The sequence below is a fragment of the Rouxiella aceris genome, from assembly GCF_012933545.1.
Classification (GTDB): Bacteria; Pseudomonadota; Gammaproteobacteria; order Enterobacterales; family Enterobacteriaceae; genus Rouxiella; species Rouxiella aceris.
Window position 1 is genome coordinate 728413 of sequence record NZ_JAADJU010000001.1, and the last position, 23015, is coordinate 751427.

Consider the following 23015-nt stretch of genomic DNA (forward strand, 5'->3'; position numbering starts at 1 on the left):
TAGAGCCTACAAGCTCGAAAATAAATCACATAAAAAATTTGCGCGTTGAGTACTCATCAATTGTACACAATCATCCAACCTATGCACTAACAACCTGAATTACACGGTTTAAGGCCTCATTTGGCTTTTCTGAATCAAGCCATTCAACGCCTTCCCAACCCCGTAACCATGTCATTTGACGCTTGGCCAGTTGTCGTGTCGCACAAACACCACGATAAACCATTTCATCGTAGCCGATTTCACCAGAAAAATATGACCACATCTGGCGATAACCGACACAACGAATGGAAGGCATGTCCGTATGCAAATCACCCCGAGTGAAAAGCGCTTTCGCTTCTGCTTCAAATCCATTGGCAATCATTTGCCGAAAGCGCATTTCAATACGATCATGCAGCAATTCGCGACTCGTAGGTGCAATCGCAAATTGATGTACCCGGTAAGGTAAGGCTTCACCCGAAACTTTTACTAGTTCCGTTAAAGTTTTACCCGAAATATAAAAAACTTCCAGTGCTCTGGAGAGTCTCTGTGGATCATTCGGATGAATACGCATTGCCGCAACCGGATCGACTTCACTTAACTTCTGATGCAGCGCTTCCCATCCCTGTTCCGCCGCCTGCGCCTCAATGCGCTCGCGCACTTTTGCATCTGCGGCAGGCAGGGGAGAAAGTCCCTCCAGCAATGCCTTGAAATAAAGCATTGTGCCGCCCACCAACAACGGAATTTTCTGACGCGAAGTAATTTCGGCCATTTCGCGCAGGGCATCGGCGCGGAAATCAGCGGCGGAGTAAGACTGCGCGGGATCGAGAATATCAATCAACCGATGCGGTGCCTGCGCCAACTCTTCCGGCGAAGGTTTGGCCGTGCCAATATCCATCCCCCGATAGATAAGAGCAGAATCAACGCTAATAAGTTCAACCGGAAGATGCTGGCGTAAGGCCATCGCCAGGGCAGTCTTGCCCGAAGCGGTAGGGCCCATAATAAAAATTGCAGGAGGTAATGCTTTGTTTTCAGAATCAGTCATGCTTAAAAGCCGCCAATGCCGGCTGTAAATCAACAGGTTGCAAGAGTCCGGAAGGTGGAGATCTGACCAACTGCGGGCAAAGTCGCTCAACATCCGTGAGTAATTGTATTGCTTGAGAAACTGTCCAGACTTCATGCTCACTGCCAATACTGCGGGCAAACCACATAGCTACCGCATCAGGAGTCACCTCCTGGAGAACAGCAATATAGCCTAACAGTTCAGGTATCAACTTTTGTAAATTTTGTTGGCGCAATGGTAAAGGTACCGTTCGCAGCGTGCCGCGCTGTTGTTCAAGGACCATGTCGATACCAAAATGCTGCAAAAGCGCCTGATGGCGGGTAAACGCCGCCCGCTCTTCTTTACTCAACGTCAATTTAACCGGGATCAGTAACGGCTGAGGACGTAATCCTTCAGAAGTGGGGGTGAGTTGGGCCGTTTTCAACCATCGTTCGGCAACCGACAGTGATAACAGCACCAGTTTGTGATCTCTTTCCAGTAATGCAATATCCGCCGAACAGAGAGTCAATACGCGGCCAAAGCCCTGGCTATGCCCTTCGAGGGCCACTTCTGGCAAAGCGGGCTCCTGCGCTGCCGTGGCTACCGCCATGTTCTCGGTATAATCGCCGCGACCAGCAGCGGGCTTGAGCAATTGCTGATAAAGCTCGCCTTGTGGCTTGCTGTAAGCGTTGCCGTCGTTAAAACGCGGTGCCGGCTCCCGCAGATGGGCCGAGCGGCTGGTTTGCGGAAATACCGATTTTGCCGCCGACACCGGCGCTGGCGCACGTTTCTCTGTCGCGCCAGGTGGCGAGACTGGCACTGTCTTGTTCGCGGCTTCAGGCGGTGTTATTTCTGCTGGCTGAGCAAAATGGTTGCCGCCCGCAGCCTGGCGATTTTCAGGCTGCCAGCGCGGTGAGTCACCTTCCAGCTGCGTTGGATCGATAACCGGATCCCCCGCCTGCTGCAGCACAGTGACTACCGCCTGATAAATAAAATCATGCACCAGCCGCGACTGATGAAAGCGCACTTCATGTTTCGCCGGATGCACGTTAACGTCCACCTGATGCGGATCCACATCGAGATACAGCACATAGGCCGGTTGTTGATCGTCTTTCAACTGATCCTGATAGGCCTGGCGGATCGCATGATTAATCAGGCGGTCCTTCATCATGCGGTTATTCACATAGCAATATTGCATATCGTTGAGGCTGCGCGATCCCGCCGGATCGGCCACCCAGCCGTGGATCGCCAGATCGCCATGACGCCACTCCACCTCAAGGGCATGCTCCACAAAGGTGGGACTGCAAATTGTTGCCAGACGGCGCAGGCTCTGGGCCGGATCTTTTACCGCCCGGTATTGCCGCATCAATTTGCCGTTGTGACTGAGGTTGAACGCCACGTCAAAGCGGGCCAGGGCGATACGTCTGACCACCTCGTCAATATGGGTAAACTCGGTCTTCTCGGTACGCATAAACTTGCGGCGGGCCGGGGTGTTAAAGAATAAATCGAGCACTTCGACCGTGGAGCCCTGAGGATGGGCGGCGGGCTTGACGGTCACCGCCATATCACGCCCTTCGGCATAAGCCTGCCAGGCTTCATCCTGACTGGCGGTACGCGAAGTCAGCGTCAAACGGGAAACCGAGCTGATACTGGCCAGCGCTTCGCCGCGAAAACCCAGGCTGAGGATGGCTTCAAGATCGTCAAGGGAGCTGATTTTACTGGTGGCATGGCGAGCCAGCGCCAGCGCCAGCTCATCTTTGCCAATACCACAACCATTGTCACGAATGCGGATCAGCTTGGCGCCGCCGCGATCGATATCAATATCAATCCGGGTCGCACCGGCATCCAGGCTATTTTCCACCAGCTCTTTAACCACGGATGCCGGCCGTTCTACAACCTCACCGGCGGCAATCTGATTTGCCAGCTGCGGTGGCAGTACCCGAATTGGCATAACCGCTCCTGTCTTCTCAAGAAGATAATGTTAAACACCCGGTCAAGAATGCGGGATGGTCAAGGTTTGGCCGAGCTGGACTTCACCGGATTTCAGATGATTTGCGGTTTTGATATCACCCATACTGACGCCATATTTTGACGCAATGGCCGACAGCGTATCGCCGCGCACCACCTTGTGTCTGGTGGGCTTCTTCGCGCTGTTGGCGGCAGTAATGCGGGCAACCGGTGGCGTTGCAGCGACTACGGTGGCCCCCGCCGGAACTTTAATCCGTTGTCCGACCCAGACGCCGTCTTTTTTAAGTCGATTAAGATCGCGCAAGGCACTCATTGTCGTGCCGTAGCGTGCCGCAATGCCGGATAAGGTTTCACCGGGTTTGACCTGATGGACCTGCGTGGCCCCGGCCAATGCCGCCGTGGCCTCAATCGGGCCTGGCTGGCTCAGGGCGGGCGCTGCGGGAGTGTCATTCACCGCCGTTGCGCTGGCCAGCAACGGTCGGTTTTCGACCTTTGGGCCAGATTGTAACGGATGGGAAAGGAAATAACTGCGCAGGCCTTCATAAATGGCATGGGCAATTTTATCCTGATAATCACTGCTACCGAGCAACCGCTCACCGCTTGGATTACTGATAAAGCCGGTTTCTACCAGCAATGACGGGATATCCGGAGAGCGCAAAACGCCCAGGCTGGCATGCTCGGGTTTGCTCTTGTGTAATGCGCCAACCCGACGCAGTTGTTGCAACACTTTGGTTGCCACGTCGTAACCCACCCGCTGAGAGTGGCCAAACTGCAAATCCAGCACTGCCTGGCTCAGATAGGGGTCGGAGGCGGTGTTGGCCAGCATATCGCCTGCGCCACCCAGCAACTCAGACTGTTTCTCGTGCTGCTCCAGCCAGTTACCCATTTCATTGTTGGCACGACGGTTGGACAACACCCATACCGAAGCCCCGCTGACGCTGCGGTTAGGCGCGGCATCGGCGTGAATGGAAACCAGTAAATTTGCCCCCTTCTTACGCGCCACATCCGAACGGCCCATTACCGAAATAAAGTAATCGCCGTCGCGGGTCAGTACCGGTTTAAACATCGGATCCCGCGCCAGCTCCGCCTGCAGCTTGCGAGCAATGGCAATGGTGACGTTTTTCTCTTTTAGCCCGCCAATGCCTTGCGCACCGGGATCTTGCCCACCGTGACCGGCGTCGATGGCCACGATAACCTGGTTATCCGAGGTATTACCGCTGGTGCGCGGCGTTGGGGTACCGCTCAGCACCGGCGCACTGGTGGCAACAATACTGTTGTCACCATCAACGGGGGCACTCTGCGCTATGCTGCTGCGCGCTGGCCGGGAAAAGGTAGCTTTCGGAGCCGCGGCATTAAGGGTGAAGACCACCGTGTAATCATCACCATTGGGTTGAACCTGGGCGTTGGTGCGCACCTTTTGCGTCAGTTCAAACACCAGCCGTTGAGTGGTCGCCTCTGCTGGCGTACTGGCTCGCACGCGTTTAACCAGATTTTGACCGCTAAAATTAAGTGGCAATCCGCGCATCACGCCGTTTTGCTTGATATCAATGACCATGCGTTCGGGGTTATGCAGCGGGAAAAATGAGTAATCGGGTTTGCCATCAAAAGTGATGGTCACCAGCGATTGCGTGCTGCCGTTGGTGACATTGATGTTTTTCATCCCCGCAGCAAAAGCGGGAATAATGTTCGCCGATGCCATAACCGCCACAGTCAGCACCAGCATCGCTGCAATTTTGTTCAAAAATATCTTAACGCATTGAATCATTACAGCATTATCCTTGCTCTTGTAGCAACTGCAGTAAACGGTTACCTGCCTCTGAAACGGCCTTGATGGTTGCCAATCGCCCCTGTGGCTGATAAGTGAGCGTCAGTTCCAGGTCGGGATCGGGTAATACCCCTGCGCCCTGCTGCGGCCATTCCACCAGACAAATGGCGTCTTCGGTAAAATAGTCGCGAATGCCCATAAACTCGAGTTCTTCGGGGTCTGCCAGACGGTACAGATCAAAATGGTACACCGCCATAGGATCAAGCTGATAAGGTTCCACCAGAGTATAAGTGGGGCTTTTCACATTGCCTTTATGCCCACGCGCCTGCAGGAATCCCCGGCTAAAGGTGGTTTTTCCCGCGCCTAAATCGCCATACAGGTGAATAACGGTCGCACCTTGACAGGCGTTGGCTAAATCGGCGCCAAGTTTCAGGGTGGCGGCTTCATCTGGCAGAGCTAAGTCAAATTGAGTCATGGGCTGATTTCTATTTTTCAAGGTCAGGATTAACCAACGGGGTTATCCAGGTTAATAAATCCGTGGCCAGCATGCCGCGCATGCCTTGACGTTGCGCCAGGATGTCCGCCGCCGCACCGTGAACCACAGTGCCTGCGCAGGCGGCATCATAGAGCGATAATTTTTGTGCCAACAAGGCACCAATCACCCCCGACAGCACATCACCCATGCCGCCGCTGGCCATACCGGCATTGCCGACATCGGCCACGGCCATGCGCTGGTCGTCAGCGATGATAAGGGTACCGGCCCCTTTTAACACCACAACGCCACCATAACGTTCGCTCAGGCGGCGCAAAGAAAGTAAGCGGTCGCTTTCAATTTCTTTTACCGAGCATCCCAAAAGACGGGCCGCTTCGCCGGGATGGGGGGTCAACACGCGATTTTGCCGTTTCTGCGGGGTTATTGCCAGCATGTTAAGCGCATCTGCATCCCAGATCGCCGGTTTTTCACTTTCAGCCACGCGGCGAAAGGCAGATTTTCCCCATTCATTTTGACCCAGACCCGGACCAATCACGACGGCGCTGGCCCACTCGAGGCTGGCGATTAATGATTCATCGTTTAACTCTTGCACCATCAGCTCGGGACGGGCGGTTAACAATGGACCGATATGTTGTTTGTGAGTAAGTACTCGCACCATGCCTGCTCCGGCGCGCAACGCGGCTTCTGCCGCCATACGAATGGCACCGGCATAGCCGATATCACCGCCTATCAGCAGTAAATGGCCGTGATCGCCTTTATGGGAACAGGGACGACGAGGTTTGAGCCATTCACCCAGCCGCGAACGGTCAAGACGTGCCAACAACGGCTGATGTCCGCCTAGCCAGCTTTCCAGCCGCAGGCCGGCATAGTGCAACTCGCCAACGTAATCCCTCGCCTGGCCGGTCAATAACCCGACTTTCAGGGCAATAAAGGTCACTGTCGCTGTGGCATGGACCGCGTCACCGGGTGCCACACCATTTAACGCCGAGAGGCCAGAGGGAATATCCAGCGCCAATACGGCGGCAGGATGCTGGTTGATGGACTGAATTAGCCGCGCCATCGGCTCGCGGGGAGCGGCGGTTAAGCCGGTACCCAACAAGGCGTCCACCAGCAGATCGGCGTCCTGCGGCCAGGGTTGTTCGATATTGCCAATCACGCCCCCTGTCTTCTGCCATCCTTGCTGTGCCTGCTGCGCCTCTGCCGGCAACGGCTTACTGCTGGCAACCGCCAACAGCGTCACCTTGATCCCGGCATCCTTGGCCAGGCGGGCCAGCTCATAGCCATCGCCGCCGTTATTGCCAGGTCCACACAAAATCAACCAGTGCTGCGAGTGAGGGAAACGTGATCTTGCCACACTGAACGCTGCCGTTGCTGCCCTTTGCATCAGGGTAAACAATGAGATACCGGTGTCTTGCGCCGCTTGTGCCTCGGCCTGGCGCAGCCAGTCTGCAGAATAGACGGAATATGGTAAACTGGGCAGGTTCTGTTTTTCACTGTGGTTAGTCATGACGTACCTCCTCGATCTCGATCAATTAGCCCAACATATCAAGCAATGGGGCCAGTCGCTAGGCTTCCAACAGGTTGGCATTTGCGATACCGACCTCAGTGCAGAGGAACCTCGACTGCAAGAGTGGCTTGATAAACAATACCATGGCGAGATGGCATGGATGGCTCGTCATGGCATGTTGCGCGCCAGACCCCATGAACTGTTGCCCGGAACCCTGCGGGTGATCAGTGTGCGTATGAATTATCTGCCCGCCAAGGCCGCTTTTGCCAAAACCCTCAATGATCCCCAGCTTGGCTATGTCAGTCGCTATGCGCTGGGTCGCGACTACCATAAAGTATTGCGCCAACGGCTGAAAAAGCTCGGCGAGATGATCCAAAATTTCTGCAGTGAGGCGCAGCCTGATTTAGCGCTCAGCTTCCGACCTTTTGTTGACTCGGCACCGGTAATGGAACGCCCGCTGGCGGAAAAAGCCGGGCTTGGCTGGGTTGGTAAACACTCACTTATTCTTAATCGCGAAGCGGGATCCTGGTTCTTTCTTGGCGAGTTGCTGATCGACCTGCCGCTACCAGTGGATACGCCGCAGCCAGAACAATGTGGTCGCTGTGTTGCCTGTATCACCACCTGTCCCACCGGCGCCATCGTTGCGCCTTACCAGGTGGATGCCAGACGCTGTATTTCCTATCTGACCATTGAGCTTGAAGGCGCCATACCGGAAGCGTTTCGCCCGCTGATGGGCAATCGCATCTATGGTTGCGATGACTGTCAGCTGATTTGCCCGTGGAACCGTTATTCACAGTTGAGCGATGAGCCGGATTTCAGTCCGCGTGCGGCGTTGCATGCGCCCAAATTGGTCGAATTGTTCAGTTGGGATGAAGAGAAGTTCCTGCGCGTGACCGAGGGATCGGCAATACGCCGCATAGGCCATTTACGCTGGTTACGCAATATTGCCGTGGCACTGGGAAATGCCGCTTATGGCGAAGATATCCTGTTGGCCCTGCAAAGCAGGCAAGGAGAAAATAGTATGCTGGATGAACATATCACGTGGGCTATCGCGCAGCAGTGGCACAAACGGGGTGAACATCAGATAGAAGTACAATCTTCGCAGCAGAAACGACTGATTCGGGCAGTGGAAAAAGGCCTGCCACGGGACGCGTAAAGTAAGAATATTCTGCAGAAAATGAAATTACTCGGCTGTGAATAAAAATAAAAATGCTTTGTCGATCAATTGCAAAAAAAAGAGCAAGTGATCGTTATAACGTTTTCCCACAAATTTTAATTGTTATAAATCAATATGTTATTTTTTGGCAATATCCATAGCGCAAATAAAGAACAGTGCAAAAAATAAACAAAATCTGTGGATAACTCTGTTCACAAAGTTAATTCAGGCTATGTATAATTTAACAAAGCTGTCATGAACGCACGCAAGCAGCGCGCTGACTGGGGTAATGATAGAAAGATAAAAATTGGAGCGGGAAACGAGACTCGAACTCGCGACCCCGACCTTGGCAAGGTCGTGCTCTACCAACTGAGCTATTCCCGCATTTGAGATGCAAAGTGCACCTTGTTGTAAATTATTCTCTAACATCTTCCTCTTCGACAGAAGAGACAGTGATCGTTTAGACAAATACAACATTTGAAATTGAAACTTTTTGGAGCGGGAAACGAGACTCGAACTCGCGACCCCGACCTTGGCAAGGTCGTGCTCTACCAACTGAGCTATTCCCGCGTCGCATGGCACTACTTTTTCTTTACTGCTTTTTCTCTGGATTATCTCTTTAAAAAATAAGCCAAAAAAATTTGGAGCGGGAAACGAGACTCGAACTCGCGACCCCGACCTTGGCAAGGTCGTGCTCTACCAACTGAGCTATTCCCGCTCTGCATACTAACGAAATTCTTCATCGGTACGGGGTGCGCATTATACGAGAAATCTTTCTCCCCGCAAGCCCCCCAGACAAAAAAAGTCGTTTTTATTCGAGTAACTTGCGCGACTGCCGATTAAAAGAACAGAAAGCTCAATTAACCAGCAATCCTTTGATTTCAAGGCACTCGCTTAAAACAGAAAAATATTTTTCATACCATTACAGCTGGATAAAGTGTTCGCGGTAATAAGCCAGCTCGGCTACCGACTCACGAATATCATCCAACGCCTGATGGGTATTTTTCTTTTGGAAACCGGCCAGCACTTCCGGCTTCCAGCGACGTGCCAGTTCTTTCAGCGTACTCACGTCGAGATAGCGATAGTGGAAATAGGCTTCCAGCTCTGGCATGTATTTGAAAAGAAAGCGACGGTCCTGGCCAACGCTGTTACCGCAGATCGGCGATTTGCCGGCGGGGACCCACTGCTGTAAAAACTCGATAGTTTTTAACTGTGCGGCATTATCGTCATAAGGACTGGCTTTCACTCGCTCTACCAGCCCGCTGCCGGTATGGGTACGGACATTCCATTCGTCCATCAGGCCCAACTGTGCGTCCGATTGATGCACAGCCATTACCGGCCCTTCTGCCAGAATGTTCAAATGCGCATCCGTTACCAGAGTGGCAATTTCAATGATGCGGTCTTGCTCAGGGTCGAGACCGGTCATTTCCAAATCGATCCAAATCAAATTACTGTCATTCGTTGTCATATGTACTCCTGCCATGAAAAAACCCACAACGCTTAATTAATGTAAAATAGCTGGTATCATAGACGTTTTGGTCGCAACGAGCGATTAAAGCCAGTCAAGTGAGGCGCAGTGACTAAGATAAAACTGTCAAAAGGGCAACAACGTCGCGTTCATGCCAACCACGAGCGTCGTCTGCAAAAGACTGACAAACGTAAAGAGTTGGATGACTCCCTGCACGGCGAACCACAAGAAGGCGTGGTGATCAGCCGTTTCGGGATGCATGCTGACGTTGAAGCTACCGACGGCAGCCAGCATCGCTGCAACATCCGTCGGACCATCCGTTCGCTGGTCACCGGCGACCGTGTCGTTTGGCGTTCCGGCGAAAATGCCAGCGTCAAAGGCATTGTTGAAGCCGTTCATGAGCGTAGCTCAGTGCTGACCCGCCCTGATTTTTACGATGGCGTAAAACCTATCGCCGCCAATATCAACCAAATCGTGATTGTCTCGGCGATATTGCCGGAGCTTTCACTCAATATTATTGACCGTTACCTGGTCGCCTGTGAAACCGTTGAAGTCGAGCCGTTGATTGTCCTCAATAAAATCGACCTGCTCGACGACGAAAGCCGCAAGTTTGTGGCACAAATGATGGATATTTACCGTCGAATCAACTACCGCGTACTGGAAGTTTCCAGCCACACGGGCGAAGGGATGGACGCTTTTATTACCGCCCTCACCGATCGCATCAGTATTTTTGCCGGGCAATCGGGGGTCGGCAAATCCAGCCTGCTGAATACCTTGCTGCCGCAGGATGAAAAACAGATCGTGGTCAATGACGTCTCCGATAACTCGGGCCTTGGCCAGCACACCACCACCGCCGCACGTCTGTACCACTTCCAGCATGGCGGCGACGTGATCGACTCCCCTGGGGTGCGTGAGTTCGGTTTGTGGCACCTGGTTCCGGAACAGATCACCCAGGGCTTTATCGAATTCCGCCCTTATCTGGGCTATTGCAAATTCCGCGACTGCAAACATGGTTCCGATCCTGGTTGCGCCATCCGTGAAGCGGTAGACAAAGGCGAAATTGCCGAGGAGCGTTTTGATAATTATCATCGCATCCTGGAAAGCATGGCCGATGTCAAAACGCGTAAAAGCTTCGACAGTCTCTGAAAATAGCCGGCGATTAACGTAAAATCGCCCGGTTTTTTCTCACTTTTTATTCACTCGGCCGCTGCACCGGTGGCCAGATGACATTTTTTCAAGAGGATTTCCCGTGCTCGATAGCATCAAAATCAGGCTTCAATACTTACTTCCTAAACAAGGGCTGACCAGACTTGCCGGCTGGGGCGCTGAACGTCGTGGAGCGATGCTGACGCAGTGGGTGATCAAAGCCTTTGCCTGGTACTATAAAGTTGATATGAAAGAAGCTCAGGATCCCGAGTTTTCGGCTTATCCAACCTTTAACGAATTCTTTGTCCGTCCATTGCGTGACGGCGCACGTCCGGTCGTCAGTGGTCTGGATATGCTGTGCCTGCCCGCCGACGGCGCTGTCAGCCAGTTGGGGCCGATTACCGACGGCAAACTCTTTCAGGCCAAGGGCCATTTCTATAGCCTCGAGGCGCTGCTCGCCGGAAACTATCAACTGGCAGAACGTTTTAAAGAGGGCCTGTTCGCCACCACTTATCTGGCACCGCGCGACTATCATCGCGTGCATATGCCGTGCGACGGCGTACTGCGCGAAATGATTTATGTGCCGGGCGACCTGTTCTCCGTCAACCCGCTTACCGCCGCCAATGTGCCTAATCTTTTTGCCCGCAATGAGCGCGTCATCTGCGTATTTGATACTGAATTCGGTCCAATGGTGCAGATCCTGGTGGGTGCCACTATTGTCGGCAGCATTGAAACGGTGTGGTCAGGCACGGTCACGCCACCGCGCGAAGGGATCATCAAACGCTGGACCTACCCGGCAGCCAATGACGAAGCCGCCATTACGCTGGAGAAAGGTCAAGAAATGGGGCGCTTTAAGCTTGGCTCGACGGTGATTAACCTGTTTGCTGCCAATCAGGTCGCCTTTGTTCCGCAGTTAAGCAGCGGTACGGTTACGCGTATGGGTGCACCTTTTGCCGAAGCCCTTCGTCTTCACGCCGCCGAACCGGTGACTAGCGAGAACGTAATTTAAGTTATTGAGAGGAAGAGTGCCCTTGCGCCTGATATCCACCCTGCTGGTAACCTTGCTGCTGGCGTTGTCGCTGTCTGCCAACGCCGCACTGACTGAAGATCAACTCCAGCAAGAGTTGAAACAAGCCGAAGCCAACAAGGAAATGGCCAATCAGGCGCAGATCGTCGAGTCGTTGCAAAATGCCATTAACTGGCTGAATGAAGCTCGCGCCTCGCAGGCCAGTTCCGCGCAATACCAGGCGGTGATTGACGATTTTCCACGCCTGATGCAAACCCTGCGTCAGGAGTTGAAAAGTCAGAGCGAAAAGCCGCTGCCGATTGATGATGACCTGACCTCGACCCAGCTGGATCAGCAGATCCTGCAAGTAAGCAGCCAATTGCTGGAAGAAGCGCGTCAGCTAAGGCAAGAACAGGACCGTTCGCGGGAGATCAGTGATTCTCTCAGCCAGTTGCCGCAACAGCAATCCGAAGCCCGTCATGCCCTGGCCGATATTGACCAACGTCTGCAAAGTGCCGCCAACAGTAGTTCTCCCCTGGCTCAGGCGCGGTTAAAATTACTGCAGGCCGAGTCCGCCGCCCGTAAAGCGCGGGTAGATGAACTGGAGCTCGCCCAGCTTTCGGCCAGCAATCGTCAGGAGCTGTCGCGCGCTCGCGCCGAACTCTACAAAGTTCGCCACGATCGTCTGGATGAACAGCTGCAGACCCTGCGCAATAATCTTAATAGCCAACGCCAGCGCGAAGCAGAAAACGCCCTGGCAAAAACCGAACAATTGGCAGAACAAAGCGGCGAACTGCCGCAAAGTATCACCGCACAGCTGCAGGCTAACCGTGAGCTGTCAATGGCGTTGAACCAGCAAGCGCAGCGCATGGATTTGATCTCATCTCAGCAACGCAAGGCCGCCGCCGACACCCTTAAAGTGCGTCAGGCGTTGAGTACCATTCGCGAACAGGCGCAATGGCTGGGAGCCTCCAGCCTGCTGGCGGAAACCCTGCGCGCCCAGGTGAGTAAACTGCCCGAAATGCCAAAACCGCAGCAGTTAGACGGTGAAATGGGTGAGCTGCGCGTTCAGCGTTTGCATTACGAAGATTTGCTGGGCAAACAGCTGCAATATCGCTCCGCCAGTCAGGATGATGGACAGTCGCTTAGCGCCGCACAGCAAAAAATCCTCACCGCGCAGTTAAAAACCCAAACCGATTTACTTAACTCGCTGCTCTCCGGCTGTGACACACAGATCCTCGAATTAACCAAACTTAAAGTCGCCAATACACAATTGGTTGAAGCATTGAACGAGGTTAACGATGCGGCGCACCGCTACCTGTTCTGGGTAGCCGATGTTGATCCGCTCAGCCTGACCTATCCGCTGCAAACCATGCATGATCTTAATCGCCTGCTGTCGCTGGATACCCTTTCGCAGTTGGGTAAGGCGCTGATCATGATGGTCACCAGCCGGGAAACCCTGCTGCCGCTGTTTGGCGCGTTGATCCTGGTGATCATCAGCATCAGCTCCCGTCGGCACTATTATAATTTTCTCGATCGCGCCAGCAGTCGCGTCGGCAAAGTCACCCAGGATCAGTTTTCGCTGACCCTGCGTACGCTGTTTTGGTCGATCCTGGTGGCGATCCCGCTGCCGGTGCTGTGGGCCGCACTGGGGTATGGCCTGCAAAGCGCCTGGGAATACTCCATCGCCGTGGCCATTGGCGACGGGGTAACCGCGACCCTGCCGATCCTGTGGATGTTTATGATCAGCCGCTATCTGGCGCATCCCAAAGGACTATTTATTACCCATTTTGGCTGGCCGCAACCGCGGGTTTCGCGCGCCCTGCGTTACTATGCGCTGTCAATCTGGCTGATCGTACCGCTGATTATGGCGTTGATCACTTTTGATAATCTCAACGATCGCGAATTCTCCACCACCCTGGGCCGCCTGTGCTTTATTGTGCTTTGCGCCTTGTTGAGCCTGGTCAGCCACAGTCTGAAACGCGCCGGGATCCCGCTGTATCTCGATAAACAGGGCAATGGCAGCAATGTGTTCAACAGTGCGCTGTGGTGGATGCTGCTCGGTGCACCGCTGGTAGCCGCCATGGCCTCGATGCTCGGCTTTCTCGCCACCTCACAGGCGCTGCTGGCCCGCCTGGAAACCTCGGTAGCCATCTGGTTCCTGTTATTGGTGATTTATTACATCATTCGTCGCTGGATGCTAATACAACGCCGCCGCATCGCCTTTGAGCGCGCCAAACAGCGGCGCGCAGAAATGCTTAGTCAGCGCGCCCGTGGCGAAGAGGAAAATGCCCATAACACCAGTAACGAAGGGATGATTGACATTGAAGAGCCGGAAGTGGATCTCGATGCGATCAGCGCCCAGTCACTGCGTCTGGTGCGATCGCTGTTGGCGATGATCGCCTTGATCTGCGTGATCTTTCTCTGGTCTGAAATTCATTCGGCGTTTTCGTTTCTGGAAAACATCAAGCTATGGGATGTCTCCTCCACCAGCCAGGGGGTGGAAAGCACGCAGCCCATTACCCTCGGCCATGTGCTGATTGCCATTCTGGTGCTGATTGTCACCACACAACTGGTGCGTAACCTGCCCGCACTGCTTGAGCTGGCGCTGCTGCAGCATCTGGATCTTACGCCGGGTACCGGTTATGCCACCCTGACCATCACCAAATACGTGGTGTTGCTGGTGGGCGGTCTGACGGGCTTCTCTATGCTGGGGATCGAATGGGCAAAACTGCAATGGCTGGTGGCGGCTATGGGGGTTGGACTGGGCTTTGGTTTACAAGAGATTTTCGCCAACTTTATTTCGGGCCTGATGATCTTGTTTGAAAAGCCGATCCGTATTGGCGATACCGTTACCATTCGCGATCTGACCGGCAGTGTCACCAAAATCAATACTCGCGCCACCACCATTGTCGACTGGGATCGCAAAGAGATTATTGTGCCCAATAAGGCCTTTATCACCGAACAGTTTATCAACTGGTCGCTGTCCGACTCGGTGACTCGCGTAGTATTAACCGTGCCCGCACCGGCCGAAGCCAATAGCGAAGAAGTCACGACGCTGCTCACCCAGGCGGCACGAAAATGCTCGCTGGTGCTCGATAATCCGGCACCGGAAGCCTATCTGGTCGATTTGCAACAGGGTATTCAGATTTTTGAACTGCGCATGCACGCGGCAGAGATGGCACACCGCATGCCGTTACGCCATGAAATTCATCAGTTGATCCTTGCCGGCTTCCGCGAACACGGCATTACTCTTCCGTTCCCGCCTTTCCAGGTGCGCACGGAAACCCTGCATCGCGCACAAAAGACCGGCAACACGCCATTAAGCAGCAGCGCTGCACGTACCCCGGGCGATCTTTGATATTTTCCCGCGGGCAAATTGCCAGCGGGAAGACGCGGCATTTTTCTGCTCAGGCAAACTCAGGCGCGAGAGACAGGAAACGCCAGTACGTCGCTAAGACTCTCCACACCGAGGGCAATCATCACCAGGCGATCGACACCCAGGGCGACACCGGCACACTCCGGCATGCCGTGTTGCAGGGCATCCAGCAGATTGTTGTCGATAGGGTGTTGCGGCAAGCCTTTCGCCGCCCGCTTGCGGTTATCCTGCTCAAAACGCTGGCGCTGTTCGTTACCGTCGGTCAACTCGCGGAAACCATTGGCCAGCTCGACGCCTTTGTAATACACCTCAAAACGCTCGGCAACGCGGTGGTCTTCGGTGCTGATCTCCGCCAATGACGCCTGTGTGGCCGGGAAATGATAGACAAACGTTGGTTTGTCACGACCAATATGTGGCTCGACCCCCATGGCAAACAGCAGTTGCAATAGCGTATCGCGATCTTCTTCCTGATCGGCAATATTGGCCAGATCCAGTTTGGCGGCCGCTTCCCGCAGCTGGGTTTTATCGGCAGTTAATGGGTCGATATCGAGGTGGCGAATAAATACCTGCTGGTAGGAGACGGACTCGGCGCTGTCGCAATCAAGGATTTGTTGCAGCAAGTCATCGACTTCATTCATCAGGCGATACATATCATAACGAGGACGGTACCACTCCAGCATGGTGAACTCGGGATTATGGTAGCGACCGGCTTCTTCATTACGGAAACTGCGACACATCTGGAAAATAGGACCACTGCCGGCAGCCAGCAGGCGTTTCATATGATATTCCGGGCTGGTCATCAGATAGAGGGTCATGCCGTCGGCAGCACCCGGCCCGACAAAACGTGTCTCAAAAGGAAACAGATGAATGTCGGTGATCGTCGCCTGACTCATGGCCGGTGTTTCCACCTCCAATACGCCGCGATCGCTGAAAAAACGTCGAATTCCAGCAAGAATTGCCGCACGCTTCAACAAATTGGCGATAGATGCACTGGGTTGCCAGCTTGCTGTTTCGCTCATGATTACTTACTCCGATGTCAGACAGGGGATGCAGTCTACCCGTATAGCCGGATGCAAACAAATTTCCCCGAATTGTGATCCCTCCAGTATCCCCTTCTCACTCATCATGTCAAAAACTGACCAAATCAGCGTTCATATCAACATATGTCGCTTACTCCTTAAGTATTATTATGTGGGTACAAATTTTAAACAAACCGCTTTACGACCTCATTCATGGAGGAAAACCGTGGAAATTTTTAACGCTGATATTGTGATTATAGGTGCCGGGGGAGCAGGACTGCGTGCCGCAATTGCCGCCGCAGAAGCGCATCCAACTCTGAGTATTGCACTCGTATCTAAAGTTTATCCTATGCGTAGCCACACCGTGGCCGCCGAGGGAGGGTCAGCCGCTGTCACAAAGGATGAGGACAGCTTTGACTTTCATTTTCAGGATACGGTTTCAGGAGGGGACTGGCTGTGCGAACAAGACGTAGTTGATTACTTTGTTCACCAATGTCCTCAGGAAATGACCCAACTCGAATTATGGGGCTGTCCCTGGAGTCGTAAAGAGGACGGTAGCATCAACGTCCGCCGCTTCGGTGGCATGAAGATCGAGCGCACCTGGTTTGCCGCTGACAAAACCGGCTTCCATATTCTGCATACCCTGTACCAGACCTCGCTTAAATACCCGCAAATTCACCGTTTTGATGAACACTTTGTGATCGATATTCTTGTCGATGAAGGTCGCGTACAGGGAGTGGTGGCGATCAATATGATGGAAGGCACTCGCGTGCAGATCCGCGCCAATGCAGTGGTTATGGCCACCGGCGGCGCTGGCCGCGTGTATCGCTATAACACCAACGGCGGTATTGTGACCGGCGACGGCATGGGTATGGCATTGCGTCATGGCGTGCCTTTACGTGATATGGAGTTTGTGCAATATCACCCTACCGGTCTGCCTGGCTCAGGCATTCTGATGACGGAAGGCTGTCGCGGTGAAGGCGGTATTCTGGTTAATAAAAACGGCTACCGTTATCTGCAGGATTACGGCATGGGACCAGAAACCCCACTTGGCCATCCGCAGAACAAATATATGGAACTCGGCCCGCGTGACAAAGTCTCGCAAGCCTTCTGGCACGAATGGCGTGCTGGCCGCACCGATAGCACCCCTCGCGGTGATGTGGTGTATCTCGACTTGCGCCATCTCGGTGAGAAAAAACTGCGTGAGCGCCTGCCGTTTATTTGCGAACTGTCAAAAGCTTATGTCGGCGTCGATCCGGTGTCTGCTCCGATCCCGGTACGGCCAACGGCGCACTACACCATGGGCGGCATTGAAACCGATGCCAACTGCGCGACTCGTATCGCCGGACTTTATGCCGTGGGTGAATGCTCTTCTGTCGGTCTGCACGGTGCCAACCGTCTCGGCTCCAACTCACTGGCTGAACTGGTGGTATTTGGTCGCCTTGCCGGCGAGCAGGCGGCGCAATATGCCCTCGGCAGTGCCCCGCTCAATACTTCCGCCCTTACCGCTCAGGCCGCCGATATTGAACGTCGTTTACAGCAAATCATGCAGCAGGAAGGCAATGAAAGCTGGGCGGCCATCCGCGATGAAATGGGCCTGTCGATGGAAGAAGGCTGTGGTATTTACCGCACGCCAGAGCTGATGCAGAAAACCATCGATAAACTCGCCGAGCTGAAAGAACGCTTCAAAAAAGTCAAAATCAAAGATACCTCAAGCGTGTTCAACACCGATCTGCTGTATACCCTTGAGCTGGGTTATGGCCTCGATGTGGCGCAGTGTATGGCGCATTCCGCCTTCCAGCGCAAAGAATCACGCGGCGCGCATCAGCGTCTGGATGACGATTGCACCAAACGCGATGACGTCAATTTCCTGAAGCATTCACTGGCCTTTTATCAAGGGGACGATGCACCACGTCTCGACTATTCGCCGGTAAAAATCACTACCCTGCCTCCGGCTCAACGTGCTTACGGTGCCGCAGGCGAAGCTCAGGATAAAACCAAGAAGGAGCAATCCAATGGCTAAGCCCGAAAGCCGGAAGGTTGACATCGTCCGCTATAATCCGGAAACCGACACCAAACCTCATGCCGTCAGCTATGAGGTCCCTTTCGACCAGCAAACCTCGCTGCTTGATGCCCTCGGTTATATTAAAGATCATCTGGCACCCGACCTCTCCTACCGCTGGTCATGCCGTATGGCCATTTGTGGCTCCTGCGGCATGATGGTCAATAACGTGCCAAAACTGGCCTGCAAAACCTTTCTCCGCGACTATCCGCAGGGCATGACCATTGCCGCATTGGCCAATTTCCCGATCGAACGCGATCTGGTGGTCGATATGACGCACTTTATCGAAAGCCTGACGGCGATAAAGCCTTACATCATTGGCAACGATCGCAGCATCGAACAAGGTGCCAACAGCCAGACCCCGGCGCAAATGGAGAAATATCATCAGTTCTCCAGCTGCATCAACTGTGGTCTGTGCTATGCCGCCTGCCCACAGTTTGGCCTTAATCCAGAGTTTATTGGCCCGGCAGCTATCACGCTGGCGCAGCGCTATAACCTGGATAATCGCGACCATGGTCAAAAGGAACGTATGCCACTGCTTAATGGTGAAGACGGTGTCTGGCGTTGTACTTTTGTCGGCTATTGCTCGGAAGTGTGTCCAAAACACGTCGACCCGGCCGCCGCGATCCAGTTAGGGAAAGTGGAAAGCAGTAAAGATTTCATAATTGCGAAACTCAGACCGCAATGAAGGAGCAAAATATGACAGACACAAATTCGTCCGTAGGCTCTAAACGCAAGCCCTATCGCCAGGAGATGCCGGCCAACTGGTGGCGTCAATCGGCGTTTTATCGCTTTTATATGCTGCGTGAAGGCACGTCAATTCCGACGCTGTGGTTTGGCGTGCTGCTGTTGGCTGGCATTATCTGCCTGAAACGCGGTCCGGAAAGTTGGGAAGGCTTTGTCGGTTTTCTGCAGAATCCGCTGGTGCTGATCCTCAATGTGATCACCCTGCTTGCTACCCTGCTGCACAGCAAAACCTGGTTTGAACTGGCCCCCAAAGCCGCAATCATCATCGTGAAATCGCAAAAGGTCGGCCCAAGGCCGATTATCACGCTGCTGCGGGCAGTCACCGCCATTGTGACTCTGGTCGTGCTTGGCGTTGCGCTGTTTTATTAAGGGAGAAAAACGTGAAAACTATTCCTAAACGTTCTGATGAACCGATCTTCTGGGGGCTGTTTGGCGCTGGCGGTATGTGGAGTGCCATTGTCTCACCGGTGATCATTTTGCTGGTGGGGATCTTGTTGCCGCTGGGGCTGTTTCCCGATGCCGCGTTAAGCTATATGCGCATTGTGCATTTTGCGCAAAGTCTGATTGGTCGCCTGTTCTTGCTGGTGGCCATCGCGCTGCCATTGTGGTGTGCCCTGCACCGTTTACACCACAGCCTGCACGATTTGAAAATTCATCTGCCGGCAGAAAAATGGCTGTTTTACGGTTTGGCCGCCATTTTGACCATTATCTGCGCGCTTACGTTATTTATGATTTAAGCTGACCGTCCCCCTACAGCGGCTTATGGTTTAAGCCGCTGTATCTTCACTTCTTTCCTGTCCTTATTCCCTGCGCTTATCTACACTTTGTGTTCAATTCAAAAAAGGGAAGGCTATGCGTATCTGGTCAAAAATGGGCGTGATTATCTCCACGCTGCTTTCGGTCGCCTGCAGTGTGACTCCGCCTGCACACGTCAAGGTGGTGAATAATTTCGAGCTGAATCGCTATCTGGGCAGTTGGTATGAAATTGCTCGCCTCGATCACAGCTTTGAAAGCGGTCTGCAACAGGTGACGGCAACTTACAGCCTGCGCAATGACGGCGGCGTCAAGGTGATCAATCGTGGCTTTAATCCGGTAAAAAACCAGTGGCAGCAAAGCGAAGGGAAAGGCTACTTTATCGGACCGACCTCACAAGCCGCGCTTAAAGTCTCTTTCTTTGGTCCTTTCTACGGCGGCTACAATGTTATTGCCCTGGATAAAGAGTATCGCTATGCGCTGGTTTGCGGCCCAAATAGCGGTTATCTGTGGATCCTGTCACGCACGCCACAGCTTGATGCGGGCGTTAAACAGCAGTTGCTGAAAACGGCACAGGATTACGGTTTTGACACGCAACAGCTGGTGTGGGTCAAACAGCCTTAAAACGCGGAAAACAATGCAGAAGGGTGACACAGCGCGGATATCGTCACCCTTAAAAGGTTATTTGCCGATTATTGGCTGGCGCTTTTTTGGATGGCGTTGCCCCCGGCAGAAATATCCTCCCCGACACCGCGGGTAGTGTTACAGGCACTTAATAAACTGGCGACAACCACCACAGATACCACGGCAAGAATACTTTTCTTCAGCATATAAAAATCCTTCCTGTCAAAGAATGTAAGGTATTGCACTTTAAGTGTAGTTAAAAAAAAGCGAGGGGGGATAGCCGCAGGCATTAAGGCAAATCAGAGGGAATGGCAGAGAAGAAACTAAGGCTGAGCTTACCGTCAGCCTGCTCTGGAGATAGCACCGCCGAGGTGTTGCACATCCTGACCAAAGCCATGTACGGTGTTACAACCGCTCAGAGTAGTCAGCATCAGCACTGAAACCACGATAAACAACATTCTTTTCAACATTGTAAACGTAATCCAATTTATCAAAAATCCAAACATTGGCACCACGACAAAAGCAATTTGCCGTGGCGCCGTAACATGTCTTCGCGAGATTACTTAACGCGTGACACGTATTCGCCAGAGCGGGTGTCAACGCGGACAACTTCGCCAATCTGTACGAATAATGGAACCTTGACCACGGCGCCAGTGCTCAGGGTAGCAGGCTTGCCGCCGGTACCGGCAGTATCACCTTTCAGACCTGGATCGGTATCGGTGATTTCTGCTTCGATAAAGTTCGGTGGCTGAACAGCGATAGCGCGACCGTTCCACAGAGTGATAATACACTCCGCATTATCTTGCAGCCATTTTGCGGCGTCAGAAACGGTTTTGTCTTCAACCTGATGCTGTTCAAAAGTCTCAGGGTGCATAAAATGGTAGAACTCACCGTCGTTGTACAGGTAGTTCATATTGGTATCTACCACGTCTGCGCCTTCGCAGGAGTCAGTAGATTTAAAGGTTTTTTCCACACGGGAACCAGTGAGCAGACGACGCATTTTAACGCGTGCGAAAGCCTGGCCTTTGCCTGGTTTTACAAATTCACTGGATTCGATAGCGTAAGGCTCGCCCTCGAACATGATTTTAAGACCCGGACGGAAATCGTTGCTAGAATAAGTCGCCATAATGGCCCTCTAATTTTAAACTGGTAGCTTAGCCAAAAAAATGGCAAACATTGTAACCCTAAATACGCCATTTAGAGAAGATTGGTTGTATCAACTCGGCGATGTTATTACAGACCCGGACGAACTGCTTACGCTTCTGGCACTTAACGATCATGCAGAATTGCAGCAGGGCCGCGATGCCCGTCGTTTATTCCCGTTACGCGTGCCTCGCGCCTTTGTCGCGCGCATGCGGCCGGGCGATCCTCAAGACCCGTTACTTTTGCAGGTACTGACTGCCCGCGAAGAATTTCTCGCGGCACCCGGCTTTTCCGCCGACCCGCTTGATGAACAAAAAAGCGTGGTGCCGGGGTTATTGCACAAGTATAGCAATCGCGCATTGCTGCTGGTCAAAGGCGGTTGTGCGGTCAACTGCCGCTACTGCTTCCGACGCCATTTCCCTTATCAGGATAATCAGGGAAACAAAAATAATTGGTCTCAGGCGCTGGAGTATATCCGCACCCAGCCAGAACTGGATGAAATAATTTTCTCCGGTGGCGATCCATTGATGGCCAAAGACCATGAACTGGACTGGCTGATTGGCCAGCTGGAAGCAATACCGCATATCAGGCGACTGCGTATCCACAGCCGTTTACCGGTGGTGATCCCTGCGCGCATCACCCCAGGGCTCTGTCAGCGGCTTGCAGACAGCCGTTTGCAGGTGCTGCTGGTTACCCATATCAATCATGCCAATGAGATTGATGACGAGCTGCGTGAGAGCATGATGCGCCTGAAAAAATCCGGCGTCACCCTGCTTAACCAAAGTGTGTTGCTGCGAGGAGTTAATGATTGCCCGGATAAGCTGGCCAGTCTCAGTAATGCGCTGTTTGACGCCGGCATTCTGCCCTACTACCTGCACGTACTGGATAAAGTGCAGGGAGCCGCGCATTTTATGGTAGAGGATGACCAGGCACGGTTGCTGATAAAAGGTTTGTTGCGCCGCGTATCGGGCTATCTGGTGCCGACACTGACGCGTGAAATCGGCGGCGAGCCGAGCAAAACACCGCTCGATTTACGGCTAACCCAGAGCTGATAGACAACGAGTGGTGCGATGGCGCTGTATCGCGATCATCAACACCACTTTGTTATAAAACTAAGGGATGCTCACGGCATCCCTTTTTTATCAGACAGTGTTTATCAGTTGCGGATACTTATGGGCACTTATAAACCTGACCAACCATTTTGCTATCCAGCGGCGCAAGGCTGGACAAAATATTTTGCGTCGGGCTATTAGCTCCGTAAATGGTATTACCACCCATCTCAGCCGCTTTATTGCGTAAATCGTTCGCTGCACCGCGCATAGCGCTACCGTCGGCGTTAGTGCCTGACAACCAGTTGCTTTGTGTACCGGTTACGGTTCCCAGAAGCTGACAGTGGCTGCTTGGCTTATCATCGGTAAATTTTACTTGCTGGCCGGCAGAGCTTAACTGTTGTGTTGTGCTACAACCTGCCAGCAACATGGCTGCTGCAAGGCCAAGCAACATTTTAATCCGCATCTCTTTCCCCATTTGATGTTGAGAATTACCTAACGCCTATCAGATGACTTCTAGCGTAGTCAGGCATCCATTGCCACGTTTACCAAAAATTCAACGCATTATCTGACACGGAACCGTAGCTGCACTAGTTTACACGTTATTTAATCATGACGATGAGACTTATCTTACTGAACGCGACAAAATATAGGTACAAATAAAAAAACCCGACCTTCTCAGGCCGGGCTTCTTTATTCCTGCGAGTATCGA

General features: G+C 53.1%; 21 protein-coding genes and 3 tRNA genes. 10 read left to right on the forward strand and 14 right to left on the reverse strand.

Translation table 11 applies throughout. The features are described 5' to 3' along the window. Positions 1-79 precede the first annotated feature (79 nt). The 5 genes from miaA to nnr are packed head-to-tail and all read right to left on the reverse strand — an operon-like array spanning position 80 to position 6751. The gene (miaA, locus tag GW590_RS03250; protein ID WP_169401562.1) at positions 80-1021 is read right to left on the reverse strand and encodes a tRNA (adenosine(37)-N6)-dimethylallyltransferase MiaA; all 942 of its coding nucleotides are present in this window, start codon (positions 1019-1021) and stop codon (positions 80-82) included. Next, entirely contained in the window at positions 1014-2969 is a 1956-nt protein-coding gene (gene mutL, locus GW590_RS03255) for a DNA mismatch repair endonuclease MutL (protein ID WP_169401563.1), read from the reverse strand. The genes miaA and mutL overlap by 8 nt, the downstream gene beginning before the upstream one ends. Positions 2970-3011: 42 nt before the next feature. Beyond that, on the reverse strand, positions 3012-4709 hold the full coding sequence (gene amiB, locus GW590_RS03260; RefSeq protein WP_169401661.1) for an N-acetylmuramoyl-L-alanine amidase AmiB: 1698 nt from the start codon (positions 4707-4709) through the stop codon (positions 3012-3014). A 49-nt stretch (positions 4710-4758) separates the two neighbouring features. Continuing rightward, a complete protein-coding gene (gene tsaE / locus GW590_RS03265) occupies positions 4759-5226 on the reverse strand; it encodes a tRNA (adenosine(37)-N6)-threonylcarbamoyltransferase complex ATPase subunit type 1 TsaE (RefSeq protein WP_169401564.1) in 468 nt (155 codons plus the stop codon). Between the two features lie 10 nt (positions 5227-5236). Continuing rightward, positions 5237-6751 carry a bifunctional ADP-dependent NAD(P)H-hydrate dehydratase/NAD(P)H-hydrate epimerase gene (nnr, locus tag GW590_RS03270; RefSeq protein ID WP_169401565.1) on the reverse strand — a complete coding sequence of 505 codons (1515 nt, stop codon included), beginning with the start codon at positions 6749-6751 and terminating at the stop codon, positions 5237-5239. Here nnr and queG point away from each other — a divergent pair. Further along, positions 6750-7907, forward strand: a complete 1158-nt coding sequence (gene queG, locus GW590_RS03275) for a tRNA epoxyqueuosine(34) reductase QueG (RefSeq protein ID WP_169401566.1) — start codon at positions 6750-6752, stop codon at positions 7905-7907. The two genes, nnr and queG, sit on opposite strands and share 2 nt — an antisense overlap. A gap of 308 nt (positions 7908-8215) precedes the next feature. On the opposite strand, the gene GW590_RS03280 is transcribed toward queG, so the two are convergent. The 4 genes from GW590_RS03280 to orn form a co-directional block, all read right to left on the reverse strand. After that, a tRNA-Gly gene (locus GW590_RS03280) sits at positions 8216-8291 on the reverse strand. A gap of 110 nt (positions 8292-8401) precedes the next feature. Further along, positions 8402-8477 (reverse strand) — tRNA-Gly (locus GW590_RS03285). A gap of 72 nt (positions 8478-8549) precedes the next feature. Next, positions 8550-8625, reverse strand: a tRNA-Gly gene (locus tag GW590_RS03290). A gap of 204 nt (positions 8626-8829) precedes the next feature. After that, positions 8830-9375: an oligoribonuclease gene (gene orn, locus GW590_RS03295; RefSeq protein ID WP_169401567.1), complete on the reverse strand. Its 546-nt coding sequence runs from the start codon at positions 9373-9375 to the stop codon at positions 8830-8832. Between the two features lie 108 nt (positions 9376-9483). Between orn and rsgA the strand changes: the two genes are divergently transcribed. From rsgA to mscM, 3 genes are all read left to right on the forward strand, one after another. After that, positions 9484-10521 (forward strand): small ribosomal subunit biogenesis GTPase RsgA, encoded by a 1038-nt coding sequence (gene rsgA, locus GW590_RS03300; protein ID WP_169401568.1) that lies wholly within the window; start codon positions 9484-9486, stop codon positions 10519-10521. 103 nt (positions 10522-10624) lie between these two features. Next, positions 10625-11530 carry an archaetidylserine decarboxylase gene (asd, locus tag GW590_RS03305; RefSeq protein WP_169401569.1) on the forward strand — a complete coding sequence of 302 codons (906 nt, stop codon included), beginning with the start codon at positions 10625-10627 and terminating at the stop codon, positions 11528-11530. A gap of 22 nt (positions 11531-11552) precedes the next feature. Then, the gene (mscM, locus tag GW590_RS03310; protein WP_169401570.1) at positions 11553-14888 is read left to right on the forward strand and encodes a miniconductance mechanosensitive channel MscM; all 3336 of its coding nucleotides are present in this window, start codon (positions 11553-11555) and stop codon (positions 14886-14888) included. A gap of 59 nt (positions 14889-14947) precedes the next feature. On the opposite strand, the gene epmA is transcribed toward mscM, so the two are convergent. Continuing rightward, positions 14948-15925 carry an elongation factor P--(R)-beta-lysine ligase gene (gene epmA / locus GW590_RS03315; RefSeq protein WP_169401571.1) on the reverse strand — a complete coding sequence of 326 codons (978 nt, stop codon included), beginning with the start codon at positions 15923-15925 and terminating at the stop codon, positions 14948-14950. Positions 15926-16151: 226 nt separating this feature from the next. Between epmA and frdA the strand changes: the two genes are divergently transcribed. From frdA to blc, 5 genes are all read left to right on the forward strand, one after another. Continuing rightward, complete coding sequence (gene frdA, locus GW590_RS03320; RefSeq protein ID WP_169401572.1) at positions 16152-17948, forward strand: fumarate reductase (quinol) flavoprotein subunit; 1797 nt, start codon at positions 16152-16154, stop codon at positions 17946-17948. Continuing rightward, complete coding sequence (locus GW590_RS03325; RefSeq protein WP_169401573.1) at positions 17941-18675, forward strand: succinate dehydrogenase/fumarate reductase iron-sulfur subunit; 735 nt, start codon at positions 17941-17943, stop codon at positions 18673-18675. The genes frdA and GW590_RS03325 overlap by 8 nt, the downstream gene beginning before the upstream one ends. Before the next feature lie 11 nt (positions 18676-18686). Next, complete coding sequence (frdC, locus tag GW590_RS03330) at positions 18687-19103, forward strand: fumarate reductase subunit FrdC (protein WP_169401574.1); 417 nt, start codon at positions 18687-18689, stop codon at positions 19101-19103. Between the two features lie 11 nt (positions 19104-19114). Beyond that, the gene (frdD, locus tag GW590_RS03335; RefSeq protein WP_169401575.1) at positions 19115-19471 is read left to right on the forward strand and encodes a fumarate reductase subunit FrdD; all 357 of its coding nucleotides are present in this window, start codon (positions 19115-19117) and stop codon (positions 19469-19471) included. Between the two features lie 115 nt (positions 19472-19586). Further along, positions 19587-20111 (forward strand): outer membrane lipoprotein Blc, encoded by a 525-nt coding sequence (blc, locus tag GW590_RS03340; protein ID WP_169401576.1) that lies wholly within the window; start codon positions 19587-19589, stop codon positions 20109-20111. A 68-nt stretch (positions 20112-20179) separates the two neighbouring features. Here blc and GW590_RS03345 read toward each other — a convergent pair whose 3' ends face one another. The 3 genes from GW590_RS03345 to efp all read right to left on the reverse strand — a co-directional run bounded on the left by GW590_RS03345 (position 20180) and on the right by efp (position 21237). Beyond that, entirely contained in the window at positions 20180-20317 is a 138-nt protein-coding gene (locus GW590_RS03345) for an entericidin A/B family lipoprotein (protein ID WP_169401577.1), read from the reverse strand. Positions 20318-20452: 135 nt separating this feature from the next. Continuing rightward, the gene (locus tag GW590_RS03350) at positions 20453-20581 is read right to left on the reverse strand and encodes an entericidin A/B family lipoprotein (RefSeq protein ID WP_169401578.1); all 129 of its coding nucleotides are present in this window, start codon (positions 20579-20581) and stop codon (positions 20453-20455) included. An 89-nt stretch (positions 20582-20670) separates the two neighbouring features. Next, a complete protein-coding gene (gene efp, locus GW590_RS03355) occupies positions 20671-21237 on the reverse strand; it encodes an elongation factor P (protein WP_169401579.1) in 567 nt (188 codons plus the stop codon). A gap of 40 nt (positions 21238-21277) precedes the next feature. Between efp and epmB the strand changes: the two genes are divergently transcribed. After that, positions 21278-22306 carry an EF-P beta-lysylation protein EpmB gene (gene epmB, locus GW590_RS03360; protein WP_169401580.1) on the forward strand — a complete coding sequence of 343 codons (1029 nt, stop codon included), beginning with the start codon at positions 21278-21280 and terminating at the stop codon, positions 22304-22306. A gap of 118 nt (positions 22307-22424) precedes the next feature. Here the strand turns inward: epmB and GW590_RS03365 are convergent, their stop codons facing one another. After that, positions 22425-22769, reverse strand: a complete 345-nt coding sequence (locus tag GW590_RS03365) for a DUF4156 domain-containing protein (protein ID WP_169401581.1) — start codon at positions 22767-22769, stop codon at positions 22425-22427. Positions 22770-23015: the final 246 nt, after the last annotated feature.

Excerpts from the sequence above, each read along its gene's own strand:
- queG (WP_169401566.1), top strand. The coding sequence starts at position 6,750 with ATGACGTACCTCCTCGATCTCGATCAATTAGCCCAACATATCAAGCAA.
- GW590_RS03365 (WP_169401581.1), bottom strand. The coding sequence starts at position 22,769 with ATGCGGATTAAAATGTTGCTTGGCCTTGCAGCAGCCATGTTGCTGGCA.
- efp (WP_169401579.1), bottom strand. The coding sequence starts at position 21,237 with ATGGCGACTTATTCTAGCAACGATTTCCGTCCGGGTCTTAAAATCATG.
- miaA (WP_169401562.1), bottom strand. The coding sequence starts at position 1,021 with ATGACTGATTCTGAAAACAAAGCATTACCTCCTGCAATTTTTATTATG.
- mutL (WP_169401563.1), bottom strand. The coding sequence starts at position 2,969 with ATGCCAATTCGGGTACTGCCACCGCAGCTGGCAAATCAGATTGCCGCC.
- amiB (WP_169401661.1), bottom strand. The coding sequence starts at position 4,709 with ATGCTGGTGCTGACTGTGGCGGTTATGGCATCGGCGAACATTATTCCC.
- blc (WP_169401576.1), top strand. The coding sequence starts at position 19,587 with ATGCGTATCTGGTCAAAAATGGGCGTGATTATCTCCACGCTGCTTTCG.
- orn (WP_169401567.1), bottom strand. The coding sequence starts at position 9,375 with ATGACAACGAATGACAGTAATTTGATTTGGATCGATTTGGAAATGACC.
- frdC (WP_169401574.1), top strand. The coding sequence starts at position 18,687 with ATGACAGACACAAATTCGTCCGTAGGCTCTAAACGCAAGCCCTATCGC.
- GW590_RS03345 (WP_169401577.1), bottom strand. The coding sequence starts at position 20,317 with ATGCTGAAGAAAAGTATTCTTGCCGTGGTATCTGTGGTGGTTGTCGCC.
- nnr (WP_169401565.1), bottom strand. The coding sequence starts at position 6,751 with ATGACTAACCACAGTGAAAAACAGAACCTGCCCAGTTTACCATATTCC.
- epmA (WP_169401571.1), bottom strand. The coding sequence starts at position 15,925 with ATGAGCGAAACAGCAAGCTGGCAACCCAGTGCATCTATCGCCAATTTG.
- GW590_RS03325 (WP_169401573.1), top strand. The coding sequence starts at position 17,941 with ATGGCTAAGCCCGAAAGCCGGAAGGTTGACATCGTCCGCTATAATCCG.
- tsaE (WP_169401564.1), bottom strand. The coding sequence starts at position 5,226 with ATGACTCAATTTGACTTAGCTCTGCCAGATGAAGCCGCCACCCTGAAA.
- epmB (WP_169401580.1), top strand. The coding sequence starts at position 21,278 with ATGGCAAACATTGTAACCCTAAATACGCCATTTAGAGAAGATTGGTTG.
- GW590_RS03350 (WP_169401578.1), bottom strand. The coding sequence starts at position 20,581 with ATGTTGAAAAGAATGTTGTTTATCGTGGTTTCAGTGCTGATGCTGACT.